At 64.9% G+C, this 20,693-nt stretch carries 19 protein-coding genes; 13 read left to right on the forward strand and 6 right to left on the reverse strand.

Features of this window, described 5'->3' with window-relative positions; genetic code table 11:
• From CV770_RS13025 to hflX, 3 genes are all read left to right on the forward strand, one after another.
• Positions 1 to 874, forward strand: an 874-nt coding sequence (locus CV770_RS13025; protein WP_146101281.1) for a sigma-54-dependent transcriptional regulator, incomplete at its 5' end; no start/stop codon positions are given.
• A 313-nt stretch (positions 875 to 1,187) separates the two neighbouring features.
• Complete coding sequence (gene hfq / locus CV770_RS13030; protein WP_007591126.1) at positions 1,188 to 1,436, forward strand: RNA chaperone Hfq; 249 nt, start codon at positions 1,188 to 1,190, stop codon at positions 1,434 to 1,436.
• Positions 1,437 to 1,447: 11 nt separating this feature from the next.
• Positions 1,448 to 2,830, forward strand: a complete 1,383-nt coding sequence (gene hflX, locus CV770_RS13035) for a GTPase HflX (protein ID WP_201759830.1) — start codon at positions 1,448 to 1,450, stop codon at positions 2,828 to 2,830.
• A 56-nt stretch (positions 2,831 to 2,886) separates the two neighbouring features.
• Here the strand turns inward: hflX and CV770_RS13040 are convergent, their stop codons facing one another.
• The gene (locus CV770_RS13040) at positions 2,887 to 3,345 is read right to left on the reverse strand and encodes a GNAT family N-acetyltransferase (protein WP_104462626.1); all 459 of its coding nucleotides are present in this window, start codon (positions 3,343 to 3,345) and stop codon (positions 2,887 to 2,889) included.
• 13 nt (positions 3,346 to 3,358) lie between these two features.
• Positions 3,359 to 4,177 (reverse strand): nucleoside triphosphate pyrophosphohydrolase, encoded by an 819-nt coding sequence (gene mazG / locus CV770_RS13045; protein WP_104462627.1) that lies wholly within the window; start codon positions 4,175 to 4,177, stop codon positions 3,359 to 3,361.
• A gap of 126 nt (positions 4,178 to 4,303) precedes the next feature.
• On the opposite strand from mazG, the gene queC reads away from it, so the two are divergent.
• Positions 4,304 to 5,017: a 7-cyano-7-deazaguanine synthase QueC gene (queC, locus tag CV770_RS13050; protein ID WP_104462628.1), complete on the forward strand. Its 714-nt coding sequence runs from the start codon at positions 4,304 to 4,306 to the stop codon at positions 5,015 to 5,017.
• A 180-nt stretch (positions 5,018 to 5,197) separates the two neighbouring features.
• Here the strand turns inward: queC and CV770_RS13055 are convergent, their stop codons facing one another.
• From CV770_RS13055 to nthA, 3 genes are read right to left on the reverse strand one after another with little or no spacing between them, the layout of a single operon-like run.
• The gene (locus CV770_RS13055) at positions 5,198 to 5,575 is read right to left on the reverse strand and encodes a nitrile hydratase accessory protein (protein ID WP_104462629.1); all 378 of its coding nucleotides are present in this window, start codon (positions 5,573 to 5,575) and stop codon (positions 5,198 to 5,200) included.
• Entirely contained in the window at positions 5,572 to 6,234 is a 663-nt protein-coding gene (gene nthB / locus CV770_RS13060) for a nitrile hydratase subunit beta (protein ID WP_104462630.1), read from the reverse strand. The genes CV770_RS13055 and nthB overlap by 4 nt, the downstream gene beginning before the upstream one ends.
• Entirely contained in the window at positions 6,231 to 6,866 is a 636-nt protein-coding gene (nthA, locus tag CV770_RS13065) for a nitrile hydratase subunit alpha (RefSeq protein ID WP_104462631.1), read from the reverse strand. The genes nthB and nthA overlap by 4 nt, the downstream gene beginning before the upstream one ends.
• 122 nt (positions 6,867 to 6,988) lie before the next feature.
• Here nthA and CV770_RS13070 point away from each other — a divergent pair, with 122 nt between their 5' ends.
• The 4 genes from CV770_RS13070 to CV770_RS13085 all read left to right on the forward strand — a co-directional run bounded on the left by CV770_RS13070 (position 6,989) and on the right by CV770_RS13085 (position 11,426).
• Positions 6,989 to 7,795, forward strand: a complete 807-nt coding sequence (locus tag CV770_RS13070; RefSeq protein WP_091956707.1) for an enoyl-CoA hydratase/isomerase family protein — start codon at positions 6,989 to 6,991, stop codon at positions 7,793 to 7,795.
• A 111-nt stretch (positions 7,796 to 7,906) separates the two neighbouring features.
• Positions 7,907 to 9,379 (forward strand): DASS family sodium-coupled anion symporter, encoded by a 1,473-nt coding sequence (locus CV770_RS13075; RefSeq protein ID WP_104462632.1) that lies wholly within the window; start codon positions 7,907 to 7,909, stop codon positions 9,377 to 9,379.
• A 240-nt stretch (positions 9,380 to 9,619) separates the two neighbouring features.
• On the forward strand, positions 9,620 to 10,771 hold the full coding sequence (locus CV770_RS13080; RefSeq protein WP_201759831.1) for a methionine ABC transporter ATP-binding protein: 1,152 nt from the start codon (positions 9,620 to 9,622) through the stop codon (positions 10,769 to 10,771).
• The gene (locus CV770_RS13085; protein WP_104462633.1) at positions 10,761 to 11,426 is read left to right on the forward strand and encodes a methionine ABC transporter permease; all 666 of its coding nucleotides are present in this window, start codon (positions 10,761 to 10,763) and stop codon (positions 11,424 to 11,426) included. The genes CV770_RS13080 and CV770_RS13085 overlap by 11 nt, the downstream gene beginning before the upstream one ends.
• A gap of 6 nt (positions 11,427 to 11,432) precedes the next feature.
• On the opposite strand, the gene CV770_RS13090 is transcribed toward CV770_RS13085, so the two are convergent.
• Complete coding sequence (locus CV770_RS13090; protein ID WP_104462634.1) at positions 11,433 to 12,419, reverse strand: helix-turn-helix domain-containing protein; 987 nt, start codon at positions 12,417 to 12,419, stop codon at positions 11,433 to 11,435.
• A gap of 181 nt (positions 12,420 to 12,600) precedes the next feature.
• Here CV770_RS13090 and CV770_RS13095 point away from each other — a divergent pair, with 181 nt between their 5' ends.
• From CV770_RS13095 to CV770_RS13115, 5 genes are all read left to right on the forward strand, one after another.
• Entirely contained in the window at positions 12,601 to 13,791 is a 1,191-nt protein-coding gene (locus tag CV770_RS13095) for a serine hydrolase domain-containing protein (RefSeq protein WP_104462635.1), read from the forward strand.
• Between the two features lie 15 nt (positions 13,792 to 13,806).
• Positions 13,807 to 15,804 (forward strand): primary-amine oxidase, encoded by a 1,998-nt coding sequence (locus CV770_RS13100; protein WP_104462636.1) that lies wholly within the window; start codon positions 13,807 to 13,809, stop codon positions 15,802 to 15,804.
• A 627-nt stretch (positions 15,805 to 16,431) separates the two neighbouring features.
• On the forward strand, positions 16,432 to 18,426 hold the full coding sequence (locus tag CV770_RS13105; protein WP_201759832.1) for a TonB-dependent siderophore receptor: 1,995 nt from the start codon (positions 16,432 to 16,434) through the stop codon (positions 18,424 to 18,426).
• 56 nt (positions 18,427 to 18,482) lie between these two features.
• Complete coding sequence (gene fsrB, locus CV770_RS13110) at positions 18,483 to 19,772, forward strand: siderophore utilization protein FsrB (RefSeq protein ID WP_104462638.1); 1,290 nt, start codon at positions 18,483 to 18,485, stop codon at positions 19,770 to 19,772.
• 86 nt (positions 19,773 to 19,858) lie between these two features.
• Complete coding sequence (locus CV770_RS13115; protein ID WP_104462639.1) at positions 19,859 to 20,686, forward strand: hypothetical protein; 828 nt, start codon at positions 19,859 to 19,861, stop codon at positions 20,684 to 20,686.
• The last annotated feature ends 7 nt before the right edge of the window (positions 20,687 to 20,693 follow it).

Genomic DNA, 20,693 nt, shown 5'->3' on the forward strand with positions numbered 1-20,693 from the left:
CCTGATCGTCGGTCCCGCCGGCGCCGGCAAGGAATTGACGGCACGCACGCTGCATACGGCCTCGGGCCGCGCCGACGGTCCCTTCGTCGTCATCAACGCAGCCGCGATCACGCCCGACCGCATGGAGCACGAGCTGTTCGGCGTCGAGCAGTCCAACGGCGAACAGGCACGCAAGCCCGGCGCGCTCGAGGAAGCCCATGGCGGCACGCTGTTCATTGACGAGATCGCGGACATGCCACGCGAGACCCAGAACAAGATCCTGCGGGTGCTGGTGGAGCAGTCGTTCCAGCGCGTCGGCGGCACCGCCAAGGTGCAGGTCGACGTCCGCATCATCTCCTCGACCGCGCGAAATCTCGAAGAGGAGATCGCGGCCGGCCACTTCCGCGAGGACCTCTATCATCGGCTCTCGGTGGTGCCGATCCGCGTGCCTGCGCTCTCCGAGCGGCGCGAGGACATCCCGGAATTGATCGACTATTTCATGGAGCAGATCTCGGCCGGCAGCGGCCTGCCCAAGCGGCAGATCGGCCAGGACGCGATGGCGGTGCTGCAATCGCATGTCTGGCCGGGCAATGTGCGCCAGCTCCGCAACAACGTTGAAAGAGTCATGATTCTCGCCGCCGGCGGACCGGAGGTCATCATCACGGCCGACATGTTGCCGCAGGACGTCGGCTCCATGGTGCCGGCGATGCCGACCAGCAACAATGGCGAGCACATCATGGGCCTGCCGCTGCGCGAGGCGCGCGAGGTGTTCGAGCGCGACTATTTGATTGCACAGATCAGTCGTTTTTCAGGAAATATTTCTCGCACAGCCGAGTTCGTTGGCATGGAACGGTCGGCGCTGCATCGAAAGTTGAAAGCGCTCGGTGTCGGCTAGCGCGTTTTCGTGCGAAGCGGGTACCGGTTCGCACTGGGAAAATGCCGTCAAAACAGGATTCTAACGCCGCGACGTTGCGGCGACACCTTGGAAGAAAACGAGGAAATTCATCGATTTCCGTAGTTTTTCGGGGCAATACGGCGACCGTTGCCGCGTGAAGCGGCTTGCCTAATAGGTCCACCTGTCCTCTAATTGCACAGCTGTTCCTTCCGAGGGGGATCTCATGAGGAACGGCAACCGGGAGAGGCTCCGACCTTCACAAAGAGGGCCGCAACCGGCGCAATAAAAAGAAACTCAAAGCGAGAAAAAAACAATGGCGGCAGACCGCGCACAAAACCTACAGGACACCTTCCTTAATCACGTTCGCAAAACCAAGACGCCACTGACGATCTTTCTGGTCAACGGAGTGAAGCTCCAGGGCATCGTGACCTGGTTCGACAATTTCTGTTTACTGCTTCGGCGCGACGGTCATTCGCAGCTCGTCTACAAGCATGCGATCTCGACCATCATGCCGGGTGCGCCGATCCAGTTGTTCGAAGGCGGCGAGGATCAGCCGGCTTGAGAGTGATCTGATTGGAACCCCGGAATTTCGACGGGGATGCCGACCGTCCGCGGTCGGCAGGGGCTAAGCGGACGGGGCGGGTGCTTGTCATCGGCCCCTATTTGCGGGTGCGCGCAGGCGGAGCCGACGCGCAATCGGAGACTCATATCCAGCGCAACGCCGAGGCCCGGCTCGATGAAGCCGCCGGCCTCGCGCGTGCGATCGATCTCGTCATTGCCGACGCGATCATCGCGCCGATCAGCCAGATCCGCCCCGCGACCTATATCGGCAAGGGCAAGGTCGAGGAGATCGCCGCGCTGGCCAAGAACCTCGACGTCGAGCTCGTGGTGATGGACTGCGCGCTGGCGCCGATCCAGCAGCGCAATCTCGAGAAGGAGCTGCACGCCAAGGTGCTCGACCGCACCGGGCTGATCCTGGAAATCTTCGGCCGCCGCGCCAAGACCAAGGAAGGCTCGCTCCAGGTCGAGCTCGCGCATCTCAACTACCAGCGCTCGCGCCTGGTGCGATCATGGACCCATCTGGAGCGCCAGCGCGGCGGCTTCGGCTTCATGGGTGGTCCCGGCGAGACGCAGATCGAAGCGGACCGACGCCTGATCCAGGAGCGCATCTCCAAGCTCGAGGGCGAGCTGAAGAAGGTGCAGGCGACACGGCGGCTGCATCGTGCCGGCCGCCAGCGCGTGCCGTATCGCGTCGTCGCGCTGGTCGGCTACACCAATGCCGGCAAGTCGACGCTGTTCAATCGCCTGACGCGCGCCGACGTGCAAGCCGCAGACATGCTGTTCGCCACGCTCGACCCGACGCTGCGCGCCCTCAACCTGCCGCATGGCGGCAAGGCGATGCTGTCGGACACCGTCGGCTTCATCTCCAACCTGCCGACCCAGCTCGTCGCCGCCTTCCGTGCCACGCTGGAGGAGGTGCTCGAAGCCGACGTCATCCTGCATGTGCGCGACATATCCCATGAAGATGCCGAGGCCCAGCAGAGCGACGTCGACGCCGTGCTGCGCCAGCTCGGCATCAACCCCGATGATTCCGGCCGCATCATCGAGGTCTGGAACAAGATCGACCGCTACGATTCCGAGCAGCGCGAAGAGCTCCTGAACATCGTCGCGCGCAGGCCGGAGGATCATCCCGCGATGCTGGTCTCGGCCGTGTCGGGCGAGGGCGTCGACGCATTGCTCGCCGCGATCGAGGAGCGGTTAGCGGCCAAGCGCACGACGCTCGATCTCTCGATCGACGCCGCCGACGGCGCCGGCATCAGCTGGCTGCACCGCAATGCCGAGGTGCTGGCGAAAGAGCTGCACGACGGCCGTTTTGATATGACCGTGCGGGTGGATGAAACGAAGCGGGACATCGTGGTGAACAGGTTTGATGCCGTGCCGCGTCTGTCCGCGTAAAGCGCACTTCGTAGCCCGGATTGCGCTGGCTCCATCCGGGCTACACGCCGAGATAATCACCTGGACAGATCAAGGCTCATGAACTGGTTATGCGGGCTCGCCTGATAGTCGGCAAACGGCTCGCAGGATACGAACCCGGCGCTGCGGTAGAGCGCGACGGCCGGCACGTGCAGCGGCCCCGTGCCGGTTTCCAGGCTGAGACGCGCATATCCGCGCTTGCGGCCTTCGGCAATGATGTGGTTCAGAATCGTGCGTCCGGCCCCGGTCCGCCGCGCACTGGGCGCAGCGCGCATCGACTTCACTTCGCCGTGCGTCTCATCCAGCTGCTTCAGGGCCCCGAAGCCAGCCAGCACACCGTCCTGCCAAGCCGTCCAGAACGTCACGGTCGGAGCCGAAAGGCCGCTTGCGTCCAGGGCCTGCGCGTGCTCGCCCATGACGCTGCGGAGTTCTTCGAGGTGATGTGCCAACAAGTCGGCGACATGCGGCGCCTTCGGATTGTCCTGTCTGATGTCCACTGCGTGCCCCGTATCAAGTCGCCGTCTTCGCCGCATTCCACAGCGCGTCCATCTCCGCCAGCGACGCCTGCTCCAGCGTGCGGCCGTGCGCTTCCAGCGCCCGTTCGATGTAGGCAAAGCGCCGCTCGAATTTTGCGTTGGTTGCACGCAATGCGGCCTCCGGATCGGCATCGACATGGCGGGCGAGGTTGACGAGGGCGAACATCAGGTCACCGGTCTCTTCCGCAATCTCCTGCTTGTCGTTGCGGTCGAGCGCGGCCTCGATCTCGTCGGCCTCCTCGCGGATCTTTTGCAGCACCGCGCGCGGGTCGTTCCAGTCGAAGCCGACGGTGGAGGCCTTGCGCTGCAGCTCCATCGCGCGCGTCAGCGCGGGCTGGCCGGCCTTGACGCCTGACAGCAGCGATTTGTGCGCAGGCATGTCTTCCGGCGCCCGGCGCGCGGCGCGTTCGGCTTTCTCTTCGGCCTTGATGCGGTCCCAGACTTCCTTGACATGGGAGGAGGCGAGATTGCCGTCCTTGTCGGCGAAGACGTGGGGATGGCGCCGGATCATTTTTCGCGTGATCGCCTCGACCACGTCTCCGAAAGCAAAGGCGTTCTGCTCCGAAGCCATCTGGGCGTGGAAGACCACCTGGAGCAGGAGGTCGCCGAGCTCCTCTCTGAGATCGTCGAGATCGCCGCGGCTAATGGCCTCGACCACCTCATAGGCCTCCTCGATCGTGTAGGGCGCGATGGTCGCAAAATCCTGCTCGAGGTCCCAGGGGCAGCCGGTCACCGGCGTGCGCAGCGCCGCCATGATCTCGATCAGGCGGGAAATGTCGCGGGAAGGGGTCATTGCGGGGCGCTCTCCTGGCTCCAAAACCTTATGCCAAAAGCGGCCCGCCGTTCCCAGCGCGGCGGGGCGGAACAGGCCGATTTCCACTGATTGGCGGGCCGCGTCCGCAGTGCTAAAGCGCGGTCCATGAGTGATCCATTGTCATCACAAACCGCGCTGGTGCTGTTTTCCGGCGGCCAGGATTCCACCACCTGCCTCGCCTGGGCGCTCAGCCGCTTTTCGCGCGTGGAGACGCTGGGGTTCGACTACGGCCAGCGTCATGCGGTTGAGCTTGACTGCCGCGACCGGCTGTTCGACGGCATCAAGGACCTGCGCGCGGACTGGGCCGCAAAACTCGGCGAGAGCCATACGCTGTCGATCCCGACGCTGGCGGCGGTGTCCGAGACCGCGCTGACACGCGATGTCGCGATCGCGATGGGCGCCGACGGCCTTCCGAATACGTTCGTGCCCGGCCGCAACCTGGTATTCCTGACTTTTGCGGCGGCGCTGGCCTACCGGCGCGGCATCACCCACATCGTCGGCGGTATGTGCGAGACGGATTACTCCGGCTATCCCGATTGCCGCGACGACACCATCCGCGCCATGCAGGCCGCGCTCTCGCTCGGTATGGCCAGACAATTCGAGCTGCACACGCCCTTGATGTGGATCGACAAGGCCGCGACCTGGCAGCTCGCGCAGGATCTCGGCGGCGAGGGGCTGGTCGATCTCATTCGCGAGCACTCCCACACCTGCTATCTCGGCGAACGCGGCGCGCAGCATGAGTGGGGCTATGGCTGCGGCGAGTGCCCGGCGTGCAGCTTGCGGGCGAAGGGGTGGCGGGAGTTTGTGGCGGCGAAGTAGGTTCGCCGCATTGCTCTCGTGCCCCGGACGCAGCGCAGCGCTCCTTCGGCGGTGCGCTGCAGAGCCGGGGCCCATGCTTCCGTAGTGTATCGTGTCGCCGTCTGGGTCCCGGCTCTGCGCCGCAACGCTTACGCGTTGCAGCTTGTCCGGGACACGAGTGAATGACGGGCTTGGCGAGAGCTAGCCAAAATCCTCCGGCCTGAGCTCAATCGGCTTGCCGTGCGGGGTGCGATCGGCCGCGTGGTCCCAGGCGTCGCGGTAGCGGTGCAGGGTCTCCGTCGAGGCGACGCCCTTGCGCGCAACCAGACCCTCCAGCGTGGCGAGCCAGTGCAGATAATAGGTCTCGCCCGTATCGGGATCGCCGGCCGCCTGGGCCCGCTTGATCTCGGAGGCCAAGGCGGCGGCCCATTCCGGCCAGGTGAACACGCCGCGTTCGTGCAGCGTCAATGCCATCGCAAACGCATGTGCCTCCCAGGGCGCGCGGAACACCGGGCCGTCGTCATCGCGGGGAATGCTGGGTATGGCCGCGGTGGCTGCGGCAGCAGCGGTGCCGCTCATGACGCCGGGTCCAGATAGGGCTCGAACGCGTCGATCGAGACCTTCAGGGTGGGATCGCCATCCTCGCCCCAGAGATCGCGGCCTTCGAACACGACCGTGTAGAGCCATTGCGGATTCTCGCCGAGCTCCATCGCCGCTGAATCCGGAAACACGTGGCAGCCGTGGTTCAATTCGACCACGCCGACATGGCCGCGCACATAGCGCGGCAGCCGCGTGTGCGTGGCCGGATGAATGTTCTTCGCACGCACGCGATCGCCGATGTTGAATTTTGCCGGGGCCGGAGCAGGGCGGGCGAACTTGCCGCGCACCATGGTGCGCTCGACATCGTCGCGCTTCAGCGTGCCATTCTTGAGCGCCTTTGCAGGCTGCATCGCATGGCCGGCGGCGACCTCCTCCCGGGTGAGGTAGCCTTTCTCGATCAGCATCTCCTCGAGCCCGAGAAACCATTTCTTGTAGTAGGAGCTCGATAGATACACGTGCGGCGGGATCATCTCGCGATAGAAGCGCGAGGTATCGATGTTGAAGGCGCCGGCCGCGCCCATCGCGCGCACCATCGCCAGCACGCGGGACTCCCACTCCTCGTGGAAGACAGGCTCGTTCGGCTCCGGCTCGACCTTGCCGAAGCCGTCCATGCCGCCCATGTCGTGCACGCCGTTCATGACGGCGCTCCGGGCTTTCGCGGGAATCCGGTGCCGATCATGGAATCGCGCGTGACGAGCTCGGCGAGCTGCTCCTCGCTCCAGCCCTCGGTGCCTTCGGGCCGCATTGGCAGCACCAGGAAGCGCGTCTCCGCGGTAGAATCCCACACCCGGATATCGATGTCCTTCGGCAGGGTGACGTCGAAATCGGCGAGCACGCCGCGCGGATCCTTCACGGCGCGCGAGCGGTAGGGCGCCGCCTTGTACCAGACCGGCGGCAATCCCAGCATTTCCCAGGGGTAGCAGGAGCACAGCGTGCACACGACCATGTTGTGTCGCGCAGGCGTGTTCTCGACCACGACGAGATGGTCGCCGACGCGGCTGACATGGCCGAGCGTGCCGATCGCCTTGCTACCGTCCTCCAGCAGCGCCTTTTTGAACGCCGGATCGGTCCAGGCCTTGGCGACGACGCGTGCGCCGTTGTGCGGGCCGATCTTGGTCTCATAGGCCTGGATGATGGCGTCGAGCGCGGCGGGCTCGACATAGCCTTTTTCGGTCAGGATCGTCTCGAGCGCGCGCACGCGCAGCTCGGTCTCCGACAGCTCGGAATGGTCGTGATCGTGGTGGTGGTGATGGTCGTGATCATGGCTCATGGCGACGAAGATTAAGCGCAATGGCCTGGGCCTGTCGAGTATGCGCTGCGGCGCAACCGGGTCCCATATTCGTGAGGCCGGATGTAGGCTAGCATCGCCGCAAAGCAGATGGGGAGACGTGGGTGACGGACTACGTGAAGATCGAAAAGGGCCTCGGGCCTGAGGGGCGGATTGCAGTGGTGCGATTCGATCGGGGCGACGGCATCAATGCCCTGTCACCCGAGGCATTGCGGCAGCTGACCGCGGCGGCTCGCAGTTTCGAGGACGATGCCGCGACGTCGGTCGTCGTATTGACCGGCAGCTCGGGCGCATTCAGCGCCGGCTTCGACCTCAAGGACGCCGAGGGGCGCTCGCGCAAGGAGATGGACCTCGGCACGCTGCGGCGGCACCTCAAGCTCGGGCCGCGTCTGACGCACGCCTGGCAGGAGATGGAGCAGATCACGATCGCGGCGATCGAGGGCTTCTGCGTCGGCGGCGGCGTCGCGCTGGCCGTCGCGCTCGACTTCCGCATCATGGGCCGCGATGCGCATCTGCGCGTACCCGAAATCGGGCTCGGCATGAACATGAGCTGGCAGAGCATCCCGCGCATGCTGCACCTGATGGGGCCGGCCCGCACCAAGCAGGCGGTGATCCTGGCTGATGAGCGCATCTCAGCGGATGAGGCCCATGAATGGCGCCTGGTGGAGCAGGTGGTCGATCCTGGCCATGCCTTCGATGCCGCCATGGATCTTGCGCGCAAGGTCGCCGCGCAGCCGCCGCTCTCGGTGGCGATGACGAAGCTGACCGTCAACCGGCTCGCGCATGCGCTGGACGATCTCGCCAGCCACATGGACGTCGATCAGTTCGCGCTCGCCAGCCTCAGCGAGGATCACAAGGAGGGCGTCGAGGCGTTCCTGGGCCGCCGCAAGCCGCGCTTCAAGGGGCGGTAGATCTATGCCGGGCCATTGATCGCACAACCGGCAGTTCGTATACGCGGCGCAGGGACAAGAGCAGGCTCGCCCACGGGCCGCACAGGCGACGACGATCGAGGGGGAGGGCCCATGACTGCTAGCTCGCAAGCGCCGGAGGCGAAAGGCTTTCGCTGGAAACTGGTCGCGCCGCTCGCGGTGTGGCTGGTGATCTATCTGTGGCCGGTGCCTGCAGGGCTCAACGTCAATCAGTGGCACTATTTCGCCGTGTTCGCGGCCGTCATCACCGGGCTCATCCTGGAATCGATGCCGGTCGGCGCGGTCGGCTTCATCGGCCTGACGGTCGCGGGCGTTGCCGGCTATATCGACCCTGATCCCGGCAAGTCGCTGCGCTGGATGCTGGCAGGCTTTGCCGAGAGCACGGTCTGGCTCATCGTCGGCGCCTTCGTGTTCTCGATCGGCTATCGCAAGAGCCAGCTCGGCCGGCGCATTGCATTGGTGCTGGTGCAGCGCCTAGGCCGCAACACGCTCGGCCTCGGTTATGCGGTGGCGATGTCGGACTTCCTGCTCGCGCCGGCAACGCCGTCGAACACCGCGCGCAGCGGCGGCATCGTCTATCCCATCATCAGCAACATTCCGCGCATCTATGGATCCGAGCCGGGGCCGACCGCCGGCAGGATCGGCACCTATGTGATGTGGACCGCCTTTGCCGCGACCGCCGTCACGAGCTCGCTGTTCTTCACCGCGCTTGCGCCCAACGCGGCGGCGCTGGCGATCGCCAAGAAGACCGCCGGCGTCGAGGTCAGCTGGGGCCAGTGGTTTCTGGGCTTCGCGCCGCTCGGCATCCTGCTGATGGTGCTCGTGCCGCTGCTCAGCTATCTGGTGTGCCGGCCAGAGGTGAAGAGCAGCCCGGAAATCACCGAATGGGCGGCGAAGGAACTCGCCGGGATGGGCCCGATGTCGCGCAACGAGTGGATCATGCTCGGCCTGATCGTGCTCGCGATGTTCCTGTGGATCGCGGGCTCCAGCCCGGACATCCACATTCCCGTGCTCGGCTCGAACTTCGTTAATGCCACCACCGTCGTGTTCATCGTGATCTCGCTGATGCTGGTGACCGGCGTGATCGAATTTGCCGACATCGTCAGCGAGAAGAGCGCCTGGGAGGTGTTCTTCTATTTCACCTCGCTACTGACGCTGGCCTCCGGCCTCAACGAGATCGGCTTCATCAAATGGTTCGCGACCGAATACGCAAAACCGCTCGCCGGGCTGTCGCCATCGACCGCGATGCTGCTGCTGGTCGCGCTGTTCTTCTGGATCCACTATTTCTTCTCGAGCATCACCTCGCATGCCGCCGCCGTGCTGCCGGTCGTGCTCGCGGTGGGATCGGGCATCCCCGGCCTGCCGGTCACGACGCTCGCCATGCTCTGCATGTATTCGCTGGGCCTGATGGGCGTGATCTCGCCTTACGCGACCGGGCCGGCGCCGATGTATTTCGGCAGCGGCTATATCGGGAAGGGCCAGTTCTGGGGTTTTGGCCTGCTGTTCGGGCTGCTCTATTTCGCCGGGCTCCTGCTGATCGTGCTGCCATGGTTGCAGATGGGATGAGCTCGGGCGGGACGCCGATAGCCCCGGCGAAGGAAAATTCTTCTCCGGGCAGGATTTGGGAAAACTTCGTCCAACTCCTTCCAAATATCTGACATTGCAAGACCGACCTGAAAGGGCGATGGTGCGTGCTGCGATGCAGCGCGTTCCACCCGAACCCTCACCGCAGTTTCATCCCCGTCGCCCGATGCGACCCGGTTCCCGTGCGCCCCGAGGGGCCGGCGGGCAAGCGAACTATTGTGCATGAAGGCCGCTTCCATGAATGCCCACCAATCGCTCGCGATCGGACAGCCGATCGAGAGGTGTGAAGCGATTTCACCTGCCGCAGCTGAGCCGGACGCGATGGTCCGTTTCGCCAGCATCTCGAAGACCTATCCGGCCTATCGCGGCAAGCCCGGCGTCAACGCGTTGCAAAACATCGACTTCGCGATCCCGCGCGGTTCCATCACCGGTGTGATCGGCCGCTCCGGCGCCGGCAAGTCGAGCCTCGTGCGGCTCATCAACGGCTTGGAGAAGCCGACCACGGGGCGCGTCGTCGTCGACGGTCGCGACATCTCCGCGTTGGCGGGGCGCGAGCTGCGGCTGGCGCAGCGCTCGATCGGCATGATCTTCCAGCATTTCAACCTGCTGTCGTCGCGCACGGCGGCCGACAACATCGCGCTGCCACTCGAGATCGCCGGCTGGGCCAAGGCCGATATCAAGGCCCGCGTCACCGAGCTGCTCGCGCTCGTCGGCATCGCCGACAAGCACGACCGCTATCCGTCGGAGCTCTCGGGCGGCCAGAAGCAGCGCGTCGGCATCGCCCGGGCGCTGGCGACCCGGCCGAGCGTGCTGCTGTCGGACGAGGCGACCTCCGCGCTCGATCCGCAGACCACGCGCGCAATCCTGGATCTGCTCGCGAACATCAACCGCGAGCTCGGGGTGACCATCGTATTGATCACCCACGAAATGTCCGTGGTGCGCCAGCTCGCCCGGGACGTCGTGGTGCTCGACGCCGGCCATGTGGTCGAAAGCGGCCATGTCGCGGATATCTTCACCCACCCCAAGCATCCGATCACACAATCCTTCCTGGCCGAGGTGACCGGCGACAGCTTGCCCGTCTCGCTGGCGAGCCGGATCGTGGCGGAGCCGTCCGCCGCCGGGCAAGCCGTGATCCGCCTCGGGGTGCGAGGGGCAGGGGTCGGCGACACCCTAGTCGCGCGGCTGGCCCGCGAGCTCGGCCTGGACGTATCGCTGCTGGCAGCGCGCATCGACGAGATCGGCGGTCAGCACGTCGGCTCGCTCGTTCTCGGCATTCCTCTCGGTATTTCTGGCGGCGAGGACGCAGTGGCGCGCACGCTCGCCTTCCTCTCTCAACATCAATTCCCGGCGGAGCATCTCGGCTATGTCGCCTGAACTCATCAACCTGATCGTCCAGGCCACCTTCGAGAGCCTGTACATGGTCGGCATCGCGGCGCTGCTTGGCACCACCTTCGGCCTTCCGCTCGGCGTCTTCCTCGCGACCAGCCGGAAAGGGGAGCTGTTCGCCGCCCCCATCGTCAATCGCGTCCTCGGCATCGTCGTCAATGCGACGCGGTCCACACCCTTCATCATCCTCGTCGTCGCCATCATCCCGTTCACGCGCTTCGTTGCCGGCACCTCGATCGGATCGACCGCCGCAATCGTGCCGCTGACGATCGCGTCGGCGCCCTTCATCGCGCGTCTGGTCGAAGCTGCCATCCGCGAGGTCGATGGCGGCCTGATCGAGACGGCGTCCTCGTTCGGCGCCTCGCCGCTTCAGATCGTGTTCAAGGTGCTGATCCCTGAGGCGCTGCCGGGACTTCTGCTGGCACTCACGCTCGCCGTGGTCAGTCTGCTCGGCTACTCCGCGATGGTCGGCGCGGTCGGCGGCGGTGGCTTGGGTGATCTCGGCATCCGCTACGGCTATCAGCGCTTCATGCCCGAGATGATGCTGGCCGTTGTCGTCGTGCTGATTGCGCTGGTGCAGTTGGTACAGAGCGCGGGCGATTATCTCGCGCGCCGGGTCAACCGCCGGCTGCGGCATCGCTGAGCCGGATCAGGTACACCTGGCGCGGCGCAGCGTCTCCGACGGCAGTTCGGAGAAGTGGCGCTTGTAGTCGAGCGAGAACTGGCTGAAGTGCCAGAAGCCGTGCTGAACGGCGACGTCGTAGACCGAGGCATCGGTGCCGCCGGCGCGTTTCAGATCCCGCCGCACGCGGTTCAGCCGCATTGCTCGCCAGTAGTGCATCGGGCTCGTTCCCAAAACCTCCTGGAAGCAATAGCCGAGCTTGCGCGGGCTGGCGCCGACCGCCTTGCAGACCTCCAGCAGCGAGAGCGAGCGATCGCCGCTGCCATGCATCAGCGCCCGCGCACGATCGACGGTGCGCTTGCGCGCCGCGGCGCTGCGGCCGGGATCGCTGGGGCGTGCGGTCGGCAGCATGTCCATGATCTCGACGAGGAGGGCGTCTTCCAGCGCTTGCCGCGCCGCCGGATCGTTGAACGTTTCCGGGGCGGTCGAGATCGTCTCGTGGATCGCGGCAAGGTGAGCGCGCAATCGCGCGACCGGTGCCTGCGCCATCTCGATCACCCGCAACTGGTGCCAGACCGCGCGCGGCAGCTCGATATCGAGCCGGGCGGCAAGCTCCTCGATCAGCGCCGCGCTGGCGACAACACCGCGCAGCTCGAATGACTTCGGCGTGCACATATCGACCTCGGCGTCGATGCAGGCGATGACCTGAGCACCTGCAACGCTGGCGCCGTTGCAATTGACCTCGCCGTCACCGTGCCAGGGTAGACCGATGCCGAAGCTGTCGGCCCCCAACTGGCCGTATTGGCGGACCTGCTGGCTGGTGATCTCGCGGAAGACGTCGAGCTGGGGCAGGGAGAGTTGGGTGAAGCTGCCCCTGAAGGCTCCGGCGCTGATCTGGTCGTAGCTGAGCCGCCAGCGACCGAGCGAAGCGCAATGCTCGTCGACATCGGTACTGCTGGCCCGAAACAGGCCGGCAGCCGAGTCCAGAGTGGGAAGAGTTGCGCCTAAGGGCATGACGACACGTCGAAATTCACCACCCGACAGCCAGCAAGAACCACGCCAGACTGGCACGGCTACGGACGCTGTCCAGCAAAATATTGCCGGATCTCGATAACGCCCGATGGCGCCGTGGTGCAGGCTTCGGTCCTGCCGTTTCGACAACGCAGCCGGGACGGCGCTTTGCGGAGGGATTGAGATGCGACCGACCGAGATCATGCGCGGCAGCCCGCCCGCGCCCGAGGCGCAGGTGACGCGCGCCAATTGGCGCAGCTTTCCCGCGATCCGCTGGGGCTTTATTCACACCCGTGAAGTGCTGCCGACCGCAGAGATCCGCCGCTCGGCCCAGCCGACGCTGATGCGAAGCGCGCCGCGCGAACTGGCAAAACTCGGCTTCACCGCGCCTGATGGCGAAGAGACCACGATCGAAGCCACGCTCCGCGAGACCTTTGCCGATACGCTCCTCGTCATGCATCGGGGCACGCTGATCCACGAATGGTACGGCGACGGCATGAGCGTGACCACGCCGCATCTGGTCTGCTCCATCAGCAAGGCGATCGCCGGCACGCTCGGCGGCGTGCTCGCCGCGCGCGGGCTGCTCGATCCCGAGGCGAGGGTGCTGCGCTACGTGCCGGAACTGGAGACGTCGGTCTACGCCGGCTGCAGCGTCCGCAACCTGCTCGACATGGCCGTCGCCATCAAATTCGAGGAGGATTACGAGGACCCCGCCGGCGACGTTGCGCGCTATCGGTTCTCTTCGGGGTGGGACGTGCCGCCGCCGGGCGTCGAAGCAGGCCACCAGCGCGCCTACCTCACAACCTTGCGCGGCACCGGCAAGCCGCACGGCAAGGTGTTCCACTACGTCTCGCCCAATACCGAGGTGCTCGGCTGGGTCTATGAGCGGGCCTGCGGCATGCCCTACCAGCGCATCCTCTCCGAATATCTCTGGCAGCCCCTGGGCGCGGAGGACGACGGCTCGCTCACACTCGACAGCCACGGCATGGGCCGCATCGCCGGCGGCATCTCCGTCACCGCGCGTGACCTCATCCGTTTCGGCGAGATGATCCGCTGCCGCGGCGTGGTCGAGGGGCGACAGGTGGTGCCGGGCTGGTGGATCGATGACATCCGCGAGAATGGCGATCCCAAGGCCTGGGCCGACGGCGACCTCGCCGAGTTCTTCCCGGGCGCGCGCTACCGCAGCAAATGGTTCACGATCGATCCCTCGCGCAACGCACTCACCGCGATCGGCATTCACGGCCAGCACCTCTATGTCGATCTCGACTCGGACACGGTCATCGTCAAGCTCGCGACACAGCCCAAGGCGATGGACGTGCCGATCGACCAGCGCTGGTTCGCCGCCTTCAGCGCCATCACCGCGCATCTCGCCTGATTTCTGGACATTCCCATGCTCGATACCGTCAAAGCCAAATCGCAAACAGAGACCGCGACGCCGCATCCGCTCGATCCACTGACGGCCGAGGAGATCACCGCCACCTGCACGCTGGTGCGCGCCGCCGTGACCTCATCGGAGAACTGCCGCTTCCCGACAGTCCGGTTGGAGGAGCCGACCAAGCATGAGCTGGCCGCAGGCGGCGTAGGGCGGCGCGCCTTCGCGTTGACGCTCGACGTCACCACGGGCGAGGCGATCGAGCATATCGTTGATCTCGGCCGTGGCGAGATCGTCGGCCGCAAGATCATCCCGAACCGCGAGGCACCTTACGGGCAGCCGCCGGTAATGCTGGAAGAGTTCTTCAAGTGCGAGGCCGTGGTGAAGGCCGATCCGGGCTGGCGGGCAGCGATGGTGCGGCGCGGGCTCTCCGACAAGGACATCGAGCTGGTCCAGGTCGATCCGTTCTCGTCGGGTTTCTTCGACAAGGAGTTCGAGCGTGGCGCCCGTATCGTGCGTGCCGTCAGCTATTTTCGCAAGCACCTTCAGGACAACGGCTATGCACACCCCATCGAGGGCGTGGTCGCTGTCGTCGATCTGATCGGCGGCAAGGTCATCGACCTCACGGATGCGGATCCGATCGTGCCGATTCCGCGCAAGAAGCGGAACTACGGCGCGCACGAGGCGACCAATCCGCGCGCCGACATCAAGCCGCTGCATATCGAGCAGCCGGAAGGTGCGAGCTTTCAGGTCGATGGCTGGAAGGTCGACTGGCAGAAATGGAGCTTTCGCATCGGCTTCACGCCGCGCGAGGGCCTCTTGCTGCATCAGCTCGCCTACCAGGACGGCGCGCGCAAGCGCTCTCTGATCCATCGCGCCAGCGTCACCGAGATGGTGGTGCCTTACGCCGATCCGACAGCGAACCATTTCTGGAAGTCGGCGTTCGATGCCGGCGAATACGGCCTCGGCATGCTCGCCAACGCGCTCGAGCTCGGCTGCGACTGTCTCGGCAACATCCGCTATTTCGACGTGCCCGCCGCCGACAACAAGGGCGAGCCCTTCGTCATGCAGAACGCCGTCTGCATGCATGAGGAAGACTACGGGATCGCCTGGAAGCACTACGAATTCCGCAACGGCCTGTTCGAGGTCCGCCGCTCGCGGCGGCTCGTGATCTCGTTTTTCGCGACCGTCGGCAATTACGACTACGGCTTCTACTGGTATCTCTACCAGGACGGCACGATCCAGCTGGAGACCAAGCTCACCGGCATCATCCAGACCGCCGCGGTGCCATCAGGCGAGACGTACCAATGGGGCGGCATGGTCGACGACAATCTGGGCGGACCGACGCACCAGCACTTCTTCAACGTCCGCCTGCACATGGATCTCGACGGCGGCGGCAACACCGTCACCGAGCACGATTTTGTGCCGCGGCCCTGGGGTGACGACAATCCGCACGGCAACGTGTTCGACACCACGACGCGGGTATTGTCGCGCGAGCGCGATGCGGCGGGCATCGCCAATGGCGAGACCGGCCGGTTCTGGAAGATCAGCAATCCCAACGAGACCAATTCGGTCGGCAATGCTCCCGCTTACAAGCTCGTCGTCAATCCGAGCCCGCTGATGCTGGCGCAGGAGGGCAGTTACGTGCGCAAGCGCGGCGGCTTCGCAACCAAGCATGTCTGGGTGACTGCATTCGATCCGGCCGAGAAATACGCAAGCGGCGATTATCCCAACGTCCATGCCGGCGGCGATGGCCTGCCGCGTTATGCCGCGAAGGACCGCAACATCGAGAATGCCGATATCGTGGTGTGGCACTCTTTCGGCCACACCCATGTCTGCAAGCCCGAGGACTTTCCGATCATGCCGGTGGAATATGCCGGCTTCCTGCTGAAGCCGACCGGCTTTTTCGCCGCCAATGCGGCCGGCGACATCCCGCCGGACCGCAACAGCCGCAGCGTGCTGGCACACGCGAGCAACACTGCCGACGAATCGTGTTGTCACGCCGGCAAATCATAGAGTTCGATCGGGCTCGATCGGATTTTTCGGTAGCGCCGACCGTCGTGGTCATTGGCGATTCTCGCGCGGTAGCAAGCTGATCGTTTCCAGCCATTGCCGAATGGTGAGGGAGTGTTTCCATCTAGAAGCATTCCAAATGTGGAGCACGACGACTGCCTGGCACCGTGCGCGGCAATTCGGCATGAGCGCATTCGTCGCACGCGCTGCGCACGCCTCTGGAGAGATTCTAACTTCGTTCCTATCGCACTCGCAAACCGCCTGAGTTAGGGCGGGGCACCAAAAACGATACCGGCAAAGCCGGCAGTGCGTGGGGCCTCGAAAGACGTGACCGACTACCAACTTTCTTCGCGTGAGGGCACGCGTCGTCGACAGGTTCGGATGCTGCTCCTCGGAGCGGTCAGCACATTCTCGCTCGTGGTTCCCTTTGGTTCCGTGGAGGCGCAGACGCAGATTCCCGCTGTCACCGTCGATGCGCCGGTTGAGCGCGCCCGTCCTGCGGCGGTTGCTTCGTCGCGAAGAGCGGCGACACGCACCTCTCGCGCCAATCGTCGCTCATCTGCGCAACCAGCCACCCCAACTCAGTCGGCCTCATCGAACGGCGCGACGGGCGAGCGTGCCAATGGTCCGGTGCGCGGTTTCGTCGCCACGCGAAGCGGCACGGCCACCAAGACCGACACACCGCTGATCGAAACCCCGCAGTCGGTCTCCGTCGTCACCACCGACCAGGTCAGGAACCAGGGCGCGGTCTCGATCGGCGAGGCGCTGCGCTACACCGCCGGTGTCAGCGGCGACGTCAATGGCGGCTCGGACACCCGCTTCGGCGCTCTCCAGATCCGCGGCTTCGACACGACCATGTCGGGTCTCTACGTCGACGGCCTGCGGATCCCCTCGAGCAACTATGTGCACTTCAATGGCCTCGATCCCTACGGGGCCGAGCGCCTGGAGGTGCTCAAGGGACCGTCATCGGCGATGTATGGCGGCAGCGGCACCGGCGGCATTCTCAACTACGTGACAAAACTGCCGACGGCGCAGCAGTTCGGCGAGGTCTCGATCTCCGGCGGCAGCTTCAACCGCTATCAGGGCCAGTTCGACATGGGCGGCGCCGCCAACAAGGAAGGCACCGTGCTGTGGCGCCTCACCGGCGTCGTCCGCGACGGCCAGACCCAGGTCGACTTCACCAAGGACAACCGCGTCTTCATCGCGCCCGCCGTCACGTTCAAGCCGAACGAAGACACCACCATCACGCTGCTGGCCAACTACCAGCGCGACCGGGCAGGGTGGGGCCTTCAGTTCCTGCCGGCCTCGGGCACGGTGTGGCCGAACAACGGCCGCACCATCCCGGTCTCGTTCTTCGCGGGCGTGCCGAGCTTCAACGCGTTCAACACCGAGATCGCGACCGCCGGCTATCAGCTGTCGCACAATTTCACCGACAACATCACGTTCCGGCAGAACCTGCGCTACGCCTATCAGCACAACGAGGAAAAGACTTTCTACGGCACCGGATACACCGACGAGGCGGCGGGGCAGCTCGGGCGTTTCGGCAGCTACAGCAACTCGTACATCAACTCCTTCGCGGTGGACAATCAGCTCCAGGGCAAGTTCAATACCGGCATCCTCAGCCATACCACGCTGGTCGGGCTCGACTATCGCAACACCTCGTTTCGGGATACGGCCTTTGCCGTCACGACCTCGGCGCCGGAGATCAACGTCTTCAACCCGGTCTACAGCTACGACTGGGCTCTCGGCGGCATGTACGACAACAAAGGCATCAAGCAGTCGCAGCTCGGCCTCTATGCGCAGGACCAGATCAAGCTCGGCCGGCTGTCGTTCCAGCTCGGCGGCCGCCAGGACTTCGTGACGACGCAGCTCGACACCAATCTGCCCCCGGCCGACACGTCGACCTCGAAGGACGCCTCGGCCTTCACCGGCCGCGCTGCCGTGATGTACAATTTCGACAACGGCATCGCGCCCTATTTCAGCTATTCCGAGTCGTTTCTGCCGCAGCTCGCGACCAGCCCGTCCGGACAGATGCTCGATCCCGAGACCGGCGTGCAGTACGAGGTGGGCGTCAAGTATCAACCGCTCGGCTGGAATGCGCTGTTCACCTTCGCCGCCTTCGACCTGACGCGTGACAACGTCGCTGTGTACGTTCCTGCAACCACCTTTTACGAACAGATCGGGCAGGTGAAGTCGCGCGGTATCGAGCTCGAAGGCTCGATGTCGCTCGCCGACGGCTGGAACCTGCGGGCGGCCTACGCCTATATCGATGCCATGGTCACGCAAGATCCGGTCAATGTCGGCAAGGCGCCGGTCACCGTGCCGCTCAACCGCGCCTCGCTGTGGAGCGACTACACGCTTCAGAACGGCATGCTGGCGGGCTTGCAGTTCGGCGGCGGCGTTCGCTATGTCGGCGCGACCTGGGGCGATGATGCCAATACGTTCAAGGTGGGATCGGCCACAGTGCTGGATGCGCTTCTTGCCTATACCCGTGACAATTGGCGGCTGTCGCTGAACGTCACCAATCTTGCGGACACGCGCTATGTCGCGGCGTGCTACGGCCTTTCGGGCTGCATGTATGCCGAGGGACGGAAAGCCATCGGCAAGCTGACTTATCGCTGGTGAAATCGAAGACGGTCCGGCGATGGCGAGCCGGACCTGCTGGATGAGAGTGCAAGACGATGAGAGCGATATTCGGCAAGCTGCATCGCTGGGCGGGACTGCTCACGGCCGGATTCCTGTTCTTCTCCGGCATCACCGGCGCGATCATCTCCTGGGATCACGAGATCGACGACGTCCTGAACAGCCATCTGTTCGACGTCTCGACCAAAGGCCCGGCGATTCCCTCGATCGAGCTCGCCAAGATGATCGAGCAGCGCGATCCCCGCGCGCGCGTCGTCTACCTCTTCATGACGCCGGAGGAGGGCCATTCGCTGTGGTTCTTCGTCATGCCGCGGATCGATCCCGCGACCGGCAAGCGCTACGCCCTCGACTACAATCAGGTCTTCCTCGATCCCAACACCGGCGCGGAGCTGGGCCGGCGCTATTGGGGCGCGGTCTGGCCGGTCACACGGGAGAATTTCGTCTCGTTTCTCTACAAGCTGCACTACACGATGCACATTCCGGAGTTCTGGGGCAGCGATCGCTGGGGCATGCGCGTGCTCGGCGTGATCGCCATCATCTGGACCATCGATTGTTTCGTCGGCTTCTATCTGACGCTGCCCTCGCGCAGACGGGCCAAGGCCGCGCGAGCGCCAGCCGTCACACGCCAGCTCGATCGCGGCTTCTGGGCGCGATGGGCGCCGGCCTGGACCATCAAGACCTCCGGCAGCGCCTACCGGATCAATTTCGACATCCACCGCGCCTTCAGTCTCTGGACCTGGGGCGTGCTCTTCATCATCGCCTTCACCGCGTTCTCGCTGAACCTCTATTTCGAGGTGTTCTCGCCGCTGATGAAGATGGTGTCGAACTACACGCCGACACCCTATGAGCAGCGGCCGTATCGCGATCTCGACGATCCCATCGAGCCCAAGGTCACCTTCGCCGACATCGCCGCCCGCGCCGCCGCCGACGGCAAGGCGCGAGGGTGGACGATCCCGGTCGGCTCGGTCAATTACGGCCCGGCCCATGGCGTCTATGCCGCCGCCTTCTTCCACCCCGGCGACGACCACGGCGCCGGCGGCGTCGGCCCGGCCCAGCTCTATTACGACAGCGAGGATGGCCGCCCGATCGGCGAGCGTCTGCCCTGGGTCGGCACCGCCGCCGACATCTTCGTCCAGGCACAATTTCCGCTGCATTCGGGCCGCATCGTCGGACTGTTCGGCCGCATCCTGATCTCGATCATGGGGCTCGTGGTCGCCGCACTCTCGGTGACCGGCGTCGTGATCTGGTGGCGCAAACGCCGCGCCCGGGTCCGCGTGCGCGAGACCGCGGCCATGCGCCTGGATCGGCAGCTGACGCCGGCGGAGTAGGGCTCCCCGCACGGTCGTTGCGGATGAACCTTCACGCCTTTAGGCGGCACAAAGACTGGAGATCGCTCCCAGTCCGCGGACATCGAATGAAATCGCTTGCCTTGCTCTGCCTGCTCGTCCTGGCGACGCCCGTCCATGCGGCCACGCCCGAGCAGCACTATCTCGACCTGCGCGATCGCTACATCGCAAAATTCTCGAGTGCCAAGGAGAGCGACGAGATCTACAAGCAGCATGACGCCGCCCTGAAGGAGCTTGCAGGCGCATTGCGCGGCCTGGTGGGACCGGTCACGATCAAGGGGCTTCCGGCAGAGGGCAAGTCGAACGTCGATACGCTGTTCAAGAGTGATATCGGCTTCGGCCATCTCGACGGGCTCAGTTTCGCCTCGGAAGGCTACAAGACCCAAGCCGTCGTAACCACGAGCACGCTTCTGGCGCACTGGCTGCGCGAGCATCGCGAGGACGGCATGCCGCAGGAGAGCGGCGCCGCGTTCAAGTCCGACCGCTTCTATTATCAGGCGATCCAGGACGCCGCCTTCGCCAAATATGCCGAGCTGCCGATCACAAAGCCAGCATCCGCAAGTGCCGTGGTCGCCGTGCTCGGCGTGCGCGGCAATGGCGGGCTCAAGGGACCGCCGGATGAAATCGACGTCGTCGCGACCAAGGGCGACAAGGTCTACTTCCTCGCCACATCGAACGCCGTGAAGACGGCTGAAATCCCGGCCTGCGAGCGCGTGTGGAAGCAGATGATGGCGAAACCCGTCAACAAGAAGGACCCGCGCGGCGACATGGCCCGCGAGGATCAGGCCATGGACGCCTACACGAAATGCTTCGCCAAGGAAGCGCCGAGCCAGAGCTGGTACGCAGCGGCGGTCAAGAAGGCGCAGAGCCAGTTGGAGCTGCTGCCACTGCAGTAGCGCGCAG

The organism is Bradyrhizobium sp. AC87j1, from assembly GCF_002936975.1.
Classification (GTDB): domain Bacteria; phylum Pseudomonadota; class Alphaproteobacteria; order Rhizobiales; family Xanthobacteraceae; genus Bradyrhizobium; species Bradyrhizobium shewense.

What these genes read in the sequence shown, in the direction of transcription:
- CV770_RS13085 (WP_104462633.1), top strand. Translation starts at nt 10,761, where the DNA reads ATGTCGCCTGAACTCATCAACCTGATCGTCCAGGCCACCTTCGAGAGC.
- hfq (WP_007591126.1), top strand. Translation starts at nt 1,188, where the DNA reads ATGGCGGCAGACCGCGCACAAAACCTACAGGACACCTTCCTTAATCAC.
- CV770_RS13090 (WP_104462634.1), bottom strand. Translation starts at nt 12,419, where the DNA reads ATGCCCTTAGGCGCAACTCTTCCCACTCTGGACTCGGCTGCCGGCCTG.
- CV770_RS13095 (WP_104462635.1), top strand. Translation starts at nt 12,601, where the DNA reads ATGCGACCGACCGAGATCATGCGCGGCAGCCCGCCCGCGCCCGAGGCG.
- queC (WP_104462628.1), top strand. Translation starts at nt 4,304, where the DNA reads ATGAGTGATCCATTGTCATCACAAACCGCGCTGGTGCTGTTTTCCGGC.
- CV770_RS13115 (WP_104462639.1), top strand. Translation starts at nt 19,859, where the DNA reads ATGAAATCGCTTGCCTTGCTCTGCCTGCTCGTCCTGGCGACGCCCGTC.
- fsrB (WP_104462638.1), top strand. Translation starts at nt 18,483, where the DNA reads ATGAGAGCGATATTCGGCAAGCTGCATCGCTGGGCGGGACTGCTCACG.
- CV770_RS13075 (WP_104462632.1), top strand. Translation starts at nt 7,907, where the DNA reads ATGACTGCTAGCTCGCAAGCGCCGGAGGCGAAAGGCTTTCGCTGGAAA.
- CV770_RS13100 (WP_104462636.1), top strand. Translation starts at nt 13,807, where the DNA reads ATGCTCGATACCGTCAAAGCCAAATCGCAAACAGAGACCGCGACGCCG.
- CV770_RS13055 (WP_104462629.1), bottom strand. Translation starts at nt 5,575, where the DNA reads ATGAGCGGCACCGCTGCTGCCGCAGCCACCGCGGCCATACCCAGCATT.
- nthA (WP_104462631.1), bottom strand. Translation starts at nt 6,866, where the DNA reads ATGAGCCATGATCACGACCATCACCACCACCACGATCACGACCATTCC.
- CV770_RS13080 (WP_201759831.1), top strand. Translation starts at nt 9,620, where the DNA reads ATGAAGGCCGCTTCCATGAATGCCCACCAATCGCTCGCGATCGGACAG.
- nthB (WP_104462630.1), bottom strand. Translation starts at nt 6,234, where the DNA reads ATGAACGGCGTGCACGACATGGGCGGCATGGACGGCTTCGGCAAGGTC.
- mazG (WP_104462627.1), bottom strand. Translation starts at nt 4,177, where the DNA reads ATGACCCCTTCCCGCGACATTTCCCGCCTGATCGAGATCATGGCGGCG.